Origin of the sequence: Streptomyces sp. SID13726 (assembly GCF_010548375.1) — a bacterium.
Taxonomy (GTDB): domain Bacteria; phylum Actinomycetota; class Actinomycetes; order Streptomycetales; family Streptomycetaceae; genus Streptomyces.
Genome location: NZ_JAAGLY010000660.1, coordinates 1 through 409 on the forward strand (window position 1 = coordinate 1; position 409 = coordinate 409).

The following is a 409-nucleotide window of genomic DNA, read 5'->3' on the forward strand; positions in this document are numbered from 1 at the left end:
TGTCCGAGCCGCTGAAGTGGGGGCAGCGCCTGACGCTGTTCGACTTCGAGCTGACCTGGTCGAAGGGCTGCTGGTCGGTGGCGAAGGTGTCGGCGCAGGTGCTGAACTCCAACACGGCCGCCGAGGACCCGAAGATCACCCGGCTGCTCTCGGACGAGCACCGCAAGGTCGTGGCGTACGTGAACCAGGTGATCGGTACGTCCACGCAGGCGATGTCCTCGGCGGAGGGGCCGGGCAAGGACGTCGCGATCATGGACCTGATCAGCCATGTGCAGGCGGGGACGGTGAAGGGGGCGCTGGCCGGTACGGACTGGGCGGCGCTGCCGGTGCTGTCGCAGGCGTCGTGCTTCTCCCGGACGGCCGCGATACCGGCCGGGCAGGTGACGATCAAGGACGCGGCGGGCCTGTA

General features: G+C 68.9%; 1 pseudogene. It reads left to right on the plus strand.

The features are described 5' to 3' along the window. A pseudogene (locus G3I78_RS49645) lies at nucleotides 1-409 on the plus strand (bifunctional metallophosphatase/5'-nucleotidase); the annotation flags it as partial.